Raw genomic sequence first — 15,028 nt, 5'->3', positions numbered from 1 at the left:
TTATTATTAAAAACTAAAATTATTTTAGAGTCCGTTGTTAGTAGCAACGGACTTTTTTTTTATATCTCTATTTCTTCCGGCTTTGGTTCTTCAATGTATTTATGCTCTTCCTTAATGCTGCCGTCTTCATTTAGCCACTTTGTTGATCCTGGCTTTTTGTGCGCCTGCGAAAATGGGGATACCAATTCCCACCTGCACCGAATTAAACCGGTTTGAGCCATTATACAGCTTATTATCAGCCCCGATACCCTTGATACTGGTATTATTATATCCGATGGACAGATCAGGCAAAAGCCTGCTTTTTTCCACGCGGATTGCGGCATCCGCAATTTGTTGTTGCTGCGCTATTAATTTTACCGCCGGGTGTTCCTTTAAATTCAGGCTGTCTTCGGCAGCAGAAAGACTTAATTTATGGCTGGCAAGCGTTATTGTGAATAGATTAGTGGAATTCAGCAGCAACTGGAATTGCAATTGCAATATGGCTTCATCTTCTTTCAACTGGTTCAATTGCATTCGTGCCTGCCCTAGTAAGGTTTCGGCACTGGTTTTCTCTAGTATATTGGTTTCTCCTTTAGCCAGCCGTAACTCCGCTTTTTTATAAAACCCCAGGTACAGGCTATCGGTATGCTGTAGCAACAACTTTTTCTGTTCCATATAAACCAGGGTATAGTACACCTGGCTGACCTGCTTTTTTAACAGCGCCTCATTGACAGCAACGCTCAATACACCGTTTTTCCAATCGGCTTTTAAAAGTTCCTTTTGCCTGCTGTAGACGGTGGGAAAGTTAAAAGACTGTGATATACCAAACTTAGTGTCCGTATAGCTGCTGTTGAGCTGCCCAGTCTCGCCAAACAGGGTGGCCTGCGAAATATTAGCCGAAGTGCCTATCAGCATTTGCTGATATTTTGCTTTTAACTGCTCATGCTTAACCTGCAAATTGTTTTTCAAAGCGGTATCAATAGCAGCTTTAAGTGTAATTGGTGTTTGCGCATTTGATGTCTGGCTTATTACAGTCAGCAGGACAATAATCAGCAACGTGGTGGTTTTTTTGCCGAGTACAGTTTTGAACCCTTTTTCAAACATGATGTACAAAACGGGTAATATAAACAAAGTAAGAAAAGTTGCGATCAGCAGGCCGCCTATCACTACGGTGGCCAGCGGCCTTTGCACTTCGGCACCTGCGCCGTTGCTGATGGCCATAGGGAAGAACCCCAGTGAGGCTACAAATGCGGTCATCAGTACCGGCCTCAGCCTTACCTTAGTACCCATTAACACGATGCGTTTCAAATCTTTCATGCCTTCTTTTTTTAGTTGATTAAACTCAGATATCAATACGATGCCGTTGAGCACCGCAACCCCGAATAATGCGATGAAGCCTACGCCGGCGCTGATGCTGAAGGGCATACCGCGCAAAGCCAGAAACAGGATGCCCCCGATAGCTGATAAGGGAATTGCAGAGTAAATCAATAATCCGTGCTTGATCGAGTTGAATGCGAAATACAACAATAGAAAGATGAGCAGCAGTGAAACGGGAACCGCGATCAATAAACGCTGTTTTGCCACATTCAGGTTTTCAAATGCGCCGCCATAGGTGAGATAGTATCCCGTAGGGAATTTGAGCTGTTTATCAACTTTGGTCTGTAGTTCATTTACTATAGTCTGTACATCCCTGCCGCGCACATTAAAGCCAACTACGATACGGCGTTTTGCATCCTCACGCTGGATTTGGTTAGGGCCATCCTTTATCTGGACATCAGCGAGCTGGTACAAAGGGATTTGCGTGCCCTGCGGGGTCGGTATCAGTAAGTTCTGGATATCCTTCAGGTCTTTTTTCTGCCCGCCGCTTATCCTGACCACTACCTCAAAGCGCTTTTCGCCTTCAAACAGGGTGCCGGTACTTTGGCCGGCAAGGGCCGTATTCACCACTTTATTGATATCGGTGATATTGAGGTTGTACTGCGCAATGGCATTGCGGTTATAATTAATGATGATCTGCGGCATACCGGCAACGGCCTCCACATACAGGTTTTTCGCGCCGTCAACGGTGCTGATGATCTTACCCAGCTTATTCGCGTAAGCTGCAAGGGTATCCAGGTCTTCGCCGAATATTTTACAAACCACATCCTGGCGCGCGCCGGTCATCAATTCGTTGAAGCGCATCTGAACCGGGAACTGGAAGCCCGCGGTAACACCCGGAACAGCCTGTAAGGCTTTACCCATTTTTTCAGACAGCTCGTTAAAGGTTTTGGCCGATGTCCATTCGTCCTTGGGTTTTAGGATCACCATCATATCGCTGGCATCCATGGGCATCGGATCGGTCGGCACTTCGCCGCTGCCTATTTTCGTCACCACCTTTTCTACTTCAGGGAACTGTGTCTTTAAGATGCGGGCGGCTTTTTGTGTATTGGTGATGGTGGTGTTCAGGCTGCTGCCGGTTAGTACGCGTGTATCAACGGCAAAATCACCTTCTTCCAGCGCGGGAATAAACTCGCCGCCCAGTGTGGTTAACAGATAAGCCGAAAAGATAAACAAGCCTGCAACGGCTAGCAATACCATTTTCGGAAATGCAATGATACGGTTAAGCGCCTTCTGGTAGGCCCTTTCTACCTTAGCCATCAGCCGGTCTGAAAAGTTGGGTTTGTGCTTGATCTTCTTGCTCAGGAAGACGGCACTCATCATAGGGATATAGGTAAGTGATAAAATAAAAGCACCCAGCAGCGCAAAGGCAACGGTCTGCGCCATTGGCTTAAACATCTTACCTTCAATGCCCTGCAAAGTGAAGATTGGCAGATACACCACAAGGATGATGATCTGGCCGAACACCGCGCTGTTCATCATTTTGCTGGCAGAGCTGTTCACCTCTTTGTCCATATCCTCCTGACCTAATACACCAACTTTGGTAAAATGCTTACTGTGGCTAAGTGTGTGCATCACGGCTTCCACAATGATAACCGCTCCATCTACGATCAAACCGAAGTCAAGCGCGCCCAGGCTCATCAGGTTACCGCTTACGCCAAAAAGGTTCATCATAATAATGGCGAACAGCATTGCCAGCGGGATCACAGAGGCAACCAGCAAACCTGCCCTGAAATTCCCGAGGAATAACACCAGTACAAATACCACGATCAGCGCGCCTTCCAGCAGGTTACGCTCTACCGTTCCGATAGCGTTGTTCACCATTTTGGTCCGGTCGAGGAATGGTTCAATCACCACGCCTTCGGGCATGGTTTTCTGAATTTGTACAATACGTTCCTTCACGTTTTTGATCACCTCACTGCTGTTGGCACCCTTGAGCATCATGACAACGGCGCCGGCGACTTCGCCTTCGTCGTTATAGCACATCGCCCCATAGCGGGTGGCATAGCCTATTTTAACATCAGCCACATCTTTGATAAAAAGCGGAGATCCATCGGTTGTGTTTTTAATTACCGTGTTGTTGATATCATCCATACTCCCGATCAGTCCCTGGCTGCGGATATAGAGTACGGTCGGGCCTTTTTCAATATAGGCACCGCCGGTATTCTGGTTGTTATTTTCCAGTGCCTTAAAAACATCGGTTATCGTAATATTATGTGAAAGCAGTTTATTAGGATCAACTTCAATGGAATACTGTTTAAGTTTCCCACCAAAGCTGCTCACTTCTGCTACACCTTTAACCCCCAGTAACTGGCGGCGAACAATCCAGTCCTGTATGGTACGCAGGTCGGTTTCGTTATATTTACCGGCATAGCCCTTTTTAGGGCGAACCACATATTGATATATCTCGCCCAGTCCGGTGCTTACCGGGCCAAGCTCCGGCGTGCCGATGCCGGCCGGGATCTGGCTTTGCACTTTTTGCAAACGTTCGGCAACCTGCTGCCTTGCCCAGTAAACATCTGTGGCATCGTCAAAAACAATGGTCACCAGTGAAAGGCCGAACCTTGAAAAGCTGCGGATCTCTTTAAGGCCCGAAATATTGCTGTTGGCCTGCTCTATTGGATAAGTAACTAAACGTTCGATATCGGTAGCCCCGAATGATGGGGCAATCGTGATGACTTGTACCTGGTTGTTGGTAATATCGGGTACGGCATCAATGGGCAGCTTGGTAAACTGATAGCTGCCGTAGCCGATCAGGGCGATGATAAAAAGCCCGATGATCAGCTTATTCCTCACGGAAAAAGCGATAATATGATTTAACATAAAATATGATCTTGAAAAATTAGTAATTCAAAAAGTACCGCATAGCAGAAATAGTCACGCTAAGCACTATAAACAAAAATTGAAAGGAAGACTAATTAACAGGATTTTGGCGGCTGCCAGACACGGGATAAGTAAGAGGATGGGATCAACTCATCCTTTGGTATATGCATTTCCTTTACCGGGATATTCACAATGTGACTTTCAAAAACATTTAATAAGCACGGGATAACGACAGGGGAGGCCATCGACACGCAATTGTCTGCTGTTTTGAACGGCAGCTTCATATCGTCACCGTAATCTTTATCTTTTGGGCTTCCATGCATATAGTGCATATCCAGGAACTGAAGAAAGGAGATGTTTTTATTTTTTTGCTGATGTTCAGCAAAGTGTTCAAAAACCACTGGCAACTTCAATAACTGGTGGAGTTCAGTTGTTGAAAACAGGTAAACTGTTAAAAGCAATATGGCGGTGAACTTTTTCAAATTTTTACAAAGTTAGTAATAATTATTGATCGCTTTAATTTAAAAACCAGCTGATTGTCAATCGCTAATCATTTAATTCTGTTTTAAATCTGAGCATTTTAGGCGTTGAAGTCGGCTGCTTTTCTAAGCACTAACCGGTGCGTATTTCATCAGGAATATCCAATCGCGCTACCCCTATGTAATTATCGGCCATTCCATAATAAATATCAAATCTGTTTGGTGCACCCAAATCATCGCGCCGGTCAATACCGGTCGGGAATACAACGCTTTGAACTATTCCAATCTTTTCCTCTGTAAGCATCGGCGCCAGTATAGGAAAGCGCGAACGGTACAAAATCTTATCGGGCTTATTGACATCTAATATGATGATCCCCGCCGAATAGATCAAATGATGCGGCTCGTCCCCGACAGGCAGTGTTTGATGAACGCCGTGATAAACCAACAACCAGCCATGCTTGCACAATACAGGCGGTGTTCCCGCACCGATCTTGATCTTTTCCCAGGCCGCTTCCGGAAGCGCCAGCGGACTATTAGATTCAAACTCCTGTAAGTGTTCGGCCCTGCTTCCGTTTAACATGAGATCGCTATAGGATATCCAGATACATTCATGGTGGTCCCTGATCCTGCGGTCTTCCGGGTCACACATGATGTCCTCCGGCGTGGTACCCGGAAATAACGGGCGATGCAGCATGACCATGGAAGTATCACCATGGGGGCTCGTCATAGATTTGGGAAAGATGCAGGCATCCTTGTTATAAACGTCATTAAAAGTGATTAGTTTATAGTCGGCAAAATCGGCCAGGCCCAGGCGTTCCCACTGCGGCAGGTCCTTTGAAATTGCAAGTGCAATGCGCGGCCCCTTTGACGAAAAAGCTGTATAAGTCATGATATATTGCCCGATCGGCTCAAAGAAAGTGATCCTCGGATCTTCGCAGCCGCCGCCCTCATGCCTTTTTTCGTATTCAGCCTCGGGTTCTAATACGATACCCAGCCGTTTAACCGCAACTGGGTCACCCTTTTCGTCGAATATTACTTTCGCTATTCCTATACGGGAATAATTTCCTTTTCCGACCAGCCGGGGAAACAAATACAGGTCGCCGGTAGGCCCTCGTATCGCAGCCGGATTTAATACGCCTTCGACCTCCATTTCATTTCCCGGTTCCGGCCTCATAATGATCCCGATACGCTGCAGGTTAAATCCGTCCATTCATGTTGTTGACCCTCGTATAGTATATATTCATTTTAATACAGTAAGTTATTCCGTTTGACCTCGAACTCTTTTTTATGATGGAACGATTCGTTACCATATTCCCATTCCAGTTCAATTCTCCAGTTCCCGTCGTCGCATTGATCGATCGGGATCTCTACAAGATTCGATTCGTCACTGGCAACAGCCATGTGCCGGCACTTTGTGCCGGTTCCGGTAAGTGGTATCAGGTGCGCGTTCACTTTAACCGGATGGCAGAAATTAAACCTTAAAAATTTCATACTTATCCGTTTTAGAAGACCGGCTTTTTTTGATATAAATGTCGCACCTGCGGCAACAGCGCGACAAAGACCATGATGATCGCAAGAAAAACATAGCAGGTATGTAACCAATGGACAGCCTGGATAAACACCATTTCGAGCTGTATCCAAATCATTAAGGCAAACGCCGTATAGATGGTGAATGTCCACGACCAATGCATATCTTTAAAACAGTTGATCAATTCTGCGGGCATACAGGCAGGTTTTTTGATCAGCGCGCCTATCATCAGCAAAGGACCGATACCCAGCACGGCGAATAATACGGCTCCCGGGATCAAGAAACTGGTAAAAGGCGATGGTTTTAAGACCGATAGCGGCATGCCCATCAATCCACCATCAGGAGAAATCATCAGCACAAAGCCACCCGCTAAGGCGCCCAGGCCAAGGAACGCTAAAAGCGCCAGCAGTATATTTCGATAGGTCTGATTTTTCATGACCCTGTACTTTTGCGTGTCCGCCATTTATACAACTCAAACCACATGACCGAGATAAAGCCGATAGCCATACTTATCGCCAGCTGACAGATATTAAGCGGTTCGAAGCCAAAGAAGCCGGCTAACGGTTTAAGATAGATCAATGAAGCTGAAATAAGCAGGGTGACCCCAATAATGATTAACACCAAATTATTTTTATACCTGATGGTGGTAAACAATGAATAGTAAAATGACCGGTTAACCAGGGTGAGTACGATGTTAGCCGCTATCAGGCAGGTAAACACCATGGTACGGGTCAATTGTTCATCCGCTCCCATCCTTACGGCATATTGGTAGGTTGCCAGCGTTCCTAAAGTGATCACGAGCCCCTGTACAATACTGGTCGTTAATTCCTTCCAGTTAAAGAAAGTGGTACTGAACGGACGTGGTTTTTGCAGCATCGTATTCTTTTCCATGGGCTCGTTCTCATAAATGATCGAACAGGTCGGCCCCATGATCAGTTCCAGGAAAATAATATGCACCGGTGAAAAGATATTTGGATATATCCAGCCCAGCGCCAGCGGGATGAACACGGTCAATACGATGGGGATGTGGATCGAAATGATGTATTGTATCGCTTTCTTCAGGTTGGTGTAGATACGCCGGCCCATCGCCACCGCATCGACCATTTTTGAAAGGTCATCTTCCAGCAAGATCAATGAAGCTGCCTGCTTGGCAATTTCCGTGCCTTTTTTACCCATGGCGATACCAATGTGCGCGGCTTTTAAGGCAGGCCCGTCGTTTACGCCGTCGCCCGTCATGGCCACTATCTCATTTTTGGCTTTTAGCGCATTGATGATCTTTAGCTTGGCATCCGGGAACATACGGGTGAAAATATTCACTGTTTCCACTTTCGCTTTAAGCTCTTTGTCAGAAAGTTTCATCAGCGCATCTCCGTTAATGCATTGATCAGCTCCCTGAAAAGCAATTTGCCGGGCAATAGCGCCGGTGGTTTCCGCATTATCGCCGGTAATGATCTTAACCGCAATACCAGCCTGGTAAAACCCCTGCAACACTGCGTTGATGTTCTTCTTCGGAGGGTCATAAAAGGCGACCAGCCCTTTAAATACAAAATGAAATTCCTGCTGGGTAGTCGGGAAGTCGCTTCCCGGAAAAATAGCTTCGCCCACCGCCAATATCCGGTAACCCTCTGAGGCAAGTACCTCAATTGCTCCCGCTATCTGTTTCCTTTCGGTGCTGTTTAAATGGCTGATGCTGATTAGCGCTTCGGGTGCGCCTTTAGCGGCGATGATCCGATGTCCCTTTGCATTTTCAAACAGGTGGGTCATCATAGGCGGCTTACCGCCCAGCGGGTATTCGTGGATCATTTTATAACCTGGACGCTCATCAGCGCGGCCTGCTTTCGAATAGGCATCGTGCAGCGCAATTTCCATGGGATCGAAAGGGATCGGCTCGCTGGCCCACATGGCCAGTGCTATCAGCTCTTGCTCAGTACCGTCCAGTTTCTTTCCCGTTGCGTCAGCGATTCGATTCTCCTGCAGGGTGTATACTTTCGCCAGGCTCATCTTATTCTCGGTTAATGTACCGGTCTTATCCGTGCATATCACCGACGCGCTGCCCAGGGTCTCCACTGTTTTCATTTGCTTGACCACGATGCCCATTTTCATCAGCCGCCAGGCACCCAGTGCCATAAAGGTGGTAAAGGCAACCGGGATCTCTTCGGGCAAAATGCTCATAGCCAGGGTAAGCGCTTTAATGAGGCTGTCCAAAACATTAGCCGAATGGAGATAATTAATACCCCACACGATCAGGAACACGATTACCCCAACGATCACCATCTTCTTTACAAAATTGTTGATCTGCAATTCCAGCGGAGTTTTCTCTTCTACAATAGATTCCAGGCTTTTGCCAATTTTCCCCAACCGGGTTTGATTGCCTATAGCGGTTATGGTGGCGATAGCAAGGCCGCCTGCTACGGTCGTTCCGTGAAAAATTAAATTGTCATCAGCCGCCTTGTCTTTATATACCGCCAGGGACTCACCGGTGAGGATACTTTCGTTAACCGAAAAATCATTGGAATGTACGATAATCCCGTCTGCGGTTATCGAAGTTCCTTCTTCTACCATCAGGCTGTCGCCAACCACCAGCTCTTCGCTTTTTATTTCTAAAACTTCTCCGTCCCTGATCACCTTACATTTTGGTTGCGAAAAGTCCTTCAATTTTTCGAGCGCGTTCCGGCTGCGGGAGTCCTGGTATAAAGAAATGCCTGCAACCAGCACAATTGCTGAAGCCAGAAAAATGCCATCGCCGGCCTTTCCACTAATAAAGTAGATACACGAGGTAACCAGGAGTAAGATCACCATCGGTTCTTTTGCCAATCCTTTCAGGGCATCAACAAGTCCGTTTTCCTTTTTAAACGACAGGCTGTTTGCTCCATGCTTTGCCCTGGCCGCCATTACCTCCACGCCGCTTAATCCCTTTACGTCAAAATTATTTGCTGACATCTATTTTATCGATTGATATTGTTACGCCCTTGCAGGCCATAGGTGATTATTCATTTCGGAGGGGATAACCATTAAAGGAATATGCTGATTGCCCAAAGCAGCCGGCGTTGTTGACCTGTTGAATAGTCCGGAAAAGAAACCACCCTGGTGATGAACCAGCGCCAGCATATCCGAGCCGTTGTCCTTACATAACCTGTTTAATCTTTTAACGACGTCCTTTCCCCTGATCTCACGGTACGAGATATTATCTTGTTTGATCCCATGAATATGAGTAAGGATAGCATTTTCTTTTATCGGGTCGTCCTTTTCGTCTAAAATCGAAACATGAACAATCTCCAGCTTAAAGTTTAATTGTTTACCTAAGCCAGCCAGGTATTTGATCGCATTGATGTCAGTTAATTCAAAAGCGGTAGCGAGCGTCACTTTTTTCAGCTCATTCATTTCAGCTTTTGGGGGGATGATCAATACCGGGCAGGAAGCATGATCGATCACATCCATCGTGTCGCTGCCAAAGAGCAAATGGTCTATTGAACTATCCGTACTGCTACCAATCACTACGAGCCCGACCTTATTTTCCTGAATGATCGCCGCTGTGTTTTTGCCCAATGAGCCTTCTCCGCATTGATAACCGGTTTTAGGTTTAAACCCTTCTTTTGATATACCCATTATGATATGCCTCAGTTGAATGGCGAGTTGGCTGAGCCGCGCTGTACTTTCATCCTTCTGAAATACCAACTCTTCTACCACCCAAGGCCCTCCGGCGTAGGTCGGGAGTATCGGGTGGTCATAATAAGTGTTGTAGAGCAAAATATCTGCTTTTAAGTCCGGGACAATTTTAGCGACCGTTCTCGCCGCGTGGTCCGCATTTTTCGAAAAGTCAGTAAGCATCAGGATCGTCTTCATATCCGGTTTTTTTAACATTATAAAATTGGCTGTTTTCCCGCAAAAAATAAATGACGAAAATCATTAATGCGCTTGACGGCAATTACTTAAATACTACGATTAAATACTGATCTTCGATAAAAAAGTCATGAACCAGACACACATCCACCTGCTAATCACCCACCTGCCGATCATCGGCGCTGCGCTGGGTGCATTTGTTTTGATCCATGGGATATGGAGAAAAAGCAATGCTACTTTGATTGCCGCCTATAACCTTTTGATCATATCTGCTATAGGAGCCGGTATAGCTTATGCAACAGGTGAAGGCGCCGAAGAAACGGTCGAACATTTACAGGGCATATCTAAAAATGTTATCGAAGAACATGCAGAGTCTGCCTTAACATCGTTGATCGGCTTAATTGCTATAGGCGTGATCGCTGTGACCGGGCTTTTTGTCACACTAAAAAGTACTTCCCTGGTCAGGCCGTTCGCATTGCTTGCGCTTACAGCATCATTAATCGGCTTCGGGCTGATCGCAAGGACCGGTTATTTAGGCGGACAGATCAGGCATACAGAAATTGGAACGAACACGGCTTCCCCGGTGAAAGATGGAAATAGTAAGGATAATGATTGACTGCAACCATGCTGATCTACCTCATGCATAAACCCAGCTATTATATGGTAAATGCGATCACCTTTTACAGGTTATTAGCAGCTACGGTACTTTTGATATTATTATTCAATGACCATCTTGCCGTTTTTAAATGGTTGTTAGTGGTAAGTTTCCTTACCGATGCGATCGACGGCTACCTCGCGCGCAAGTATAAAGTGACCAGCGTCTTCGGGTCGATACTGGATTCTGTTTCAGACGACCTGACCATAGCGGTGGCGATCTTCGGTATAACTTTGGTGAACCCGGAATTTCTAAGGAAAGAATTGGCGCTGGTAGCGGTACAAGTATTGCTTTTTATAACCCAGATCTGTTTTGCGCTGATTCGTTATCGTAAGATCAGTAGTTTTCATACCTACCTGGCCAAATTTGTTGCTATTTTCCAGGGCATATTCCTGGTTCTTTTCTATTGGCTGCCCGAACCGGTTTATGTGCTGTTTTATGGGGTGTCAGCCCTGACCATCCTCGACTTATTGGAGGAAATCGCGCTCGTCCTTATTATCCCCAGATGGGAAACTGATATAAAAGGGTTATATTGGGTAATAAAAAAGCGCACACTGCAAAAAGCGTAAAAACTGTACCCCATGGTAAAAGAAATGCCGGTGACCGTAAAACGGGCCATAGAACTCGTAGGCCTGTTCGTTTTAGGAACCATCATAGTGGCCGGGAATACGATCATTATGCCGCTGTTAATGGCATTTTTTTTCAGCCTCATGCTTTTGCCTGTATTTCGCTTTTTTAGGAAATTAAAAGTGCCTGAAGTGATCGCTGTTTTTTTACCGATCTTATTGTTAACGATCGTTGTGGCGCTGATCATTTGGCTGTTCACAAGCCAGGTGGGCGCCTTGCTGGATGATTTTCCGCAGATCCAACGCACGGTAGCCAAACACCTGGATGATCTGAGTATCTGGATCAGCCGGTCATTTGGCTACTCCCCCGCCGAACAAGTGAAATTCATTAATATGCAAAGCAAAAAATTATTCAGCTCGCTGGGCGGTGTATTGAGCGGCGCGGCGGGATCTTTGTCGGGCATCATCATCTTTATGGGACTATTGCCGATTTACATTTACCTGATCATCCTGTACAGGAACCTTTTTTTAAAGTTCCTGCTGATGTGGTTTAAAAAAGAGGAGTACCAAAATGTGGAGGAAGCCGTACGGCAGACTGAAAAAATGGTTAAAAGCTACCTTGTTGGGCTGCTGATACAGATCACGTACATCATTATCCTTTTGGGCGGCGCATTGTGGGTTTTCGGTATACAGAATGCCTTACTGATCGGGATCATCTTTGCTTTTCTGAACCTGATCCCATACCTCGGGGCATTGATCGGCAATATTTTAGGTGTGTTATTAACCCTTGCTTCATCGGCTAGCATTGCAGATGTGCTGATCGTATTGGGAGCCATAACGGTGGTACAATTCCTGGACAATAACATTTTAATGCCGCGTATCGTGGGTTCGCAGGTCAAGATCAATCCGCTTGTTTCTATTGTGGGTATTATCATTGGTGGGGTCATGGCGGGGCTTTCGGGCATGTTTCTGGCGATGCCGGTGCTGTCTATTTTAAAAATCGTATTCGACCGCAGCGAAAATTATAAGCAATGGGGGGTGTTGCTGGGTGATGAACGGCCGGTAAAAAGCCAGATGCAGGTTTAACTCTTTGGGCCATTGATTTTCTGGACTGCCCTGAAGGCCTGGAAAACAACCAATGGCAACAGGCTAACGGTTAAAGCAGCTACCCACAGTTTAAAAGAAAGTACGGATAGCCCTAAAACTAAACGCAGGCCGGGCACCGCAAAGACCATCAGCGTGAGACCGCTACAGATCAAAATGGCGATCCATACCCATTTGTTCCTGGTAATTTCATTGCTTACAAATCCTGAGCTATCCGAAGACATGTTGAATACATGAAATAACTGGGCGAAGGTAAGGGTGATAAACGCGACATTATTACAGGTACGGTCATCCCTATGCAGCACTTCTTTGCAATAAAAAACCGCCAGGATCACCGCCGAGGTAATGGCAGCAGAATATAAGGCGATAGCCAGCCATTTTGGGTTGGTAATGATATTCTTTTTTGGGTCTCTTGGCGGCCGCGACATCACCGTCCTGTCTCCCGTACCTAAACCCAGCGCCAACGCCGGAAAGATATCGGTCACCATATTCAGGAACAGGATCTGCAGTGGTAATAAGGTAGCAGCCGGTGTAATTATGCCTAAAATAGTCACTATGAATATCTCGCTCAGGTTACACGATACCAGGTACACCACAAACTTTTGAATATTCTGAAAGATCTCCCGGCCATGCGCCACCGCCTGGGCGATCGAAGTAAAAGAATCATCTTTCAGGATGATACTCGCTGTTTCTTTGGCTACCTGGGTTCCCCTGATGCCCATAGCAATGCCCACGTCCGCTTTTTTTAAGGCTGGGGCATCGTTTACGCCATCGCCGGTCATGGCCACGATAAATCCCGCCTCCTGAAAAACATCAGCAATTTCCAGTTTTTGTTTAGGAGAGGCCCTGGCAAAAACGGCGGTTGCCAGGATCCGTTGCCGCCATTCTTTGGTTAATAGTTCGGCCATCGGCAGTTCTTTCCCGGCGATTACCGCTTTATCGTCCTCATCGATCAGGCCTACCTTCCGGGCAATGTTCAACGCAGTTTGCGGATGGTCGCCGGTGATCATCACTACTTTAATACCCGCATTCCTGCAACTCAGGATAGCGCCTTTAATATCCGTGCGGGGCGGGTCAAGAAAACCGGCCATCCCGATATAAACCAGGTCGCTCAAATAATTGTGGGCGTCAAACTGGTTATCTGACCGGTAAGCAAAAGCCAGCACGCGCAGCCCGCTGGCTGCCATTTTCTCCGATGTTAAAAGTATCGCATTACGGGATTCGCTGTTGAGGGTTTTAATGAGTGTGCCCGATTGTACCTGGCTGCATTTTTCCAGCAATTGTTCTACCGAGCCTTTGGCTGCAGCAAAATATCCCGCAGACATTTGGTGCAGGGTACCCATCATCATGATCTCCGAACTAAAGGGCACCTCTGCAACACGTTCGTATTGTTTAAATAATTTCGCCCTGTCTAAGCCTGCCGCTATGGCTATTTGTATTAAGGCAACTTCCACCGGATCTCCGGTAATTTCGTCTGCATTATTACATAAAATACCGGTTAATAATAGTTTCTCGAAGTTTCCGGCGCTTACTTTGATCGCTCCATGCGGAAATTTCAGGAGATTATTTTCGATATGGACCTTTACAGTTTCCTCCGGGAACGCGAAAGTGTCGGCATATATCTTGTTTTCGGTCAGGGTGCCGGTTTTGTCCGTCAGGATCACCCCGGTGCTGCCCAGCGTCTCCACGGCCGATAACTTCTTCACAATCGCATTGCGCCTGGCCATGAGCAACATGCCATAGGATAAAGCTACTGTGGCAACGATCGGCAAACCCTCGGGAATAGCGGCCACGGCCAGGGCGATCGAGGTTTCTATGATGGTTAGGAGCGCCTTGCCCTGTATAAATCCGGTCACCGCAAAAATAGCGGTCATGGCCAGGGTGATCCAGATCAGTTTGCGGCTTAGCCGGTTCAGCTTTTTATCCAGCGGGGTGATCGTATCCTCCGAGCTTTCAACCAGCGCGGTGATGGTGCCCAACTGCGTATTTGCCGCAATGCCCGTGATCACCATTTCTCCGTTCCCGTTAATTACGGATGTGCCTTTAAAAACCATATTCTGCTGGTCACCAATAACGGTATCTGTATGCAGCGCCCCGGTCATCTTATCCGACGGAAGGGATTCGCCGGTAAGTGAGGACTCATCACATTGTAAACGGTTAACAGTTATTAAACGGCCGTCTGCCGGGATAATATCCCCGGCTTCCAGCGGAACCAGGTCGCCAGGCACCAACGCTTCAGATGGGATTGATTTCGTTTCGCCGTCGCGGATCACTTTAGCCAGGATCACATCCATTTTTTTGAGCGCGTTCATCGAACTGCGGGCCTGTATTTCCATGAAGAAACCGATCAGCGCATTGATCACGATAACAGCCAAAATAGCTGTCGTCTCCAAAATATCTTTAAAATAAAGTGAAACGGCTGCGCCAAAAACCAGCAGGTAAACAATGGGGCTCGTGAACTGGGCCTGCAGGATCAGCCAAAGGCTTTTTTGCTTTTTCGTTTTGTAGGAATTCACGCCATAGGCTTTACTGCGCTTCGCAGCCTCGTGTTCGGAAATTCCTTTATGGCCGTCGGTTTGGGTCAGCGTGATCACCTCCGCTACAGATAATGAAAAAGGGTGTGCTAAAGGGTATTTCATTATCGTAAGAATGTGGGGTTTGTTTACCGGGGAACTTT

General features: G+C 46.7%; 11 protein-coding genes. 3 read left to right on the top strand and 8 right to left on the bottom strand.

All coding sequences use genetic code 11. From position 1 onward, the window contains the following. Positions 1-126: 126 nt before the first annotated feature. The 7 genes from Q0R52_RS28090 to Q0R52_RS28060 form a co-directional block, all read right to left on the bottom strand. The gene (locus tag Q0R52_RS28090; RefSeq protein ID WP_295801679.1) at positions 127-4,179 is read right to left on the bottom strand and encodes a CusA/CzcA family heavy metal efflux RND transporter; all 4,053 of its coding nucleotides are present in this window, start codon (positions 4,177-4,179) and stop codon (positions 127-129) included. Positions 4,180-4,274: 95 nt separating this feature from the next. Beyond that, a complete protein-coding gene (locus Q0R52_RS28085; protein ID WP_295801678.1) occupies positions 4,275-4,661 on the bottom strand; it encodes a hypothetical protein in 387 nt (128 codons plus the stop codon). A gap of 130 nt (positions 4,662-4,791) precedes the next feature. After that, entirely contained in the window at positions 4,792-5,868 is a 1,077-nt protein-coding gene (locus Q0R52_RS28080) for a glycosidase (protein WP_295801676.1), read from the bottom strand. 35 nt (positions 5,869-5,903) lie between these two features. Then, positions 5,904-6,149, bottom strand: a complete 246-nt coding sequence (locus Q0R52_RS28075) for a hypothetical protein (RefSeq protein WP_295801674.1) — start codon at positions 6,147-6,149, stop codon at positions 5,904-5,906. Between the two features lie 11 nt (positions 6,150-6,160). Beyond that, positions 6,161-6,622, bottom strand: a complete 462-nt coding sequence (locus tag Q0R52_RS28070) for a hypothetical protein (protein WP_295801672.1) — start codon at positions 6,620-6,622, stop codon at positions 6,161-6,163. After that, on the bottom strand, positions 6,619-9,126 hold the full coding sequence (locus tag Q0R52_RS28065) for a cation-translocating P-type ATPase (RefSeq protein ID WP_295801670.1): 2,508 nt from the start codon (positions 9,124-9,126) through the stop codon (positions 6,619-6,621). The genes Q0R52_RS28070 and Q0R52_RS28065 overlap by 4 nt, the downstream gene beginning before the upstream one ends. A gap of 21 nt (positions 9,127-9,147) precedes the next feature. Further along, complete coding sequence (locus Q0R52_RS28060; protein WP_295801668.1) at positions 9,148-10,029, bottom strand: universal stress protein; 882 nt, start codon at positions 10,027-10,029, stop codon at positions 9,148-9,150. 127 nt (positions 10,030-10,156) lie between these two features. Between Q0R52_RS28060 and Q0R52_RS28055 the strand changes: the two genes are divergently transcribed. Genes Q0R52_RS28055 through Q0R52_RS28045 form a run of 3 tightly spaced genes read left to right on the top strand, consistent with a single transcriptional unit; the run spans position 10,157 to position 12,333 of the window. Continuing rightward, positions 10,157-10,642, top strand: coding sequence for a hypothetical protein (locus Q0R52_RS28055; RefSeq protein ID WP_295801666.1), 486 nt, complete (start codon positions 10,157-10,159; stop codon positions 10,640-10,642). Between the two features lie 8 nt (positions 10,643-10,650). Beyond that, positions 10,651-11,250, top strand: a complete 600-nt coding sequence (locus tag Q0R52_RS28050) for a CDP-alcohol phosphatidyltransferase family protein (protein ID WP_295801664.1) — start codon at positions 10,651-10,653, stop codon at positions 11,248-11,250. A 12-nt stretch (positions 11,251-11,262) separates the two neighbouring features. Continuing rightward, positions 11,263-12,333, top strand: coding sequence for an AI-2E family transporter (locus Q0R52_RS28045; RefSeq protein WP_295801661.1), 1,071 nt, complete (start codon positions 11,263-11,265; stop codon positions 12,331-12,333). On the opposite strand, the gene Q0R52_RS28040 is transcribed toward Q0R52_RS28045, so the two are convergent. Next, entirely contained in the window at positions 12,330-14,990 is a 2,661-nt protein-coding gene (locus tag Q0R52_RS28040; protein ID WP_295801659.1) for a cation-transporting P-type ATPase, read from the bottom strand. The genes Q0R52_RS28045 and Q0R52_RS28040 overlap by 4 nt on opposite strands. Positions 14,991-15,028 lie beyond the last annotated feature (38 nt).

It is taken from the genome of Mucilaginibacter sp. (genome assembly GCF_025359345.1).
Lineage (GTDB): Bacteria > Bacteroidota > Bacteroidia > Sphingobacteriales > Sphingobacteriaceae > Mucilaginibacter.
Note: the sequence above shows the minus strand (reverse complement) of the source record. Positions and strands in the feature narration are given on the sequence as shown.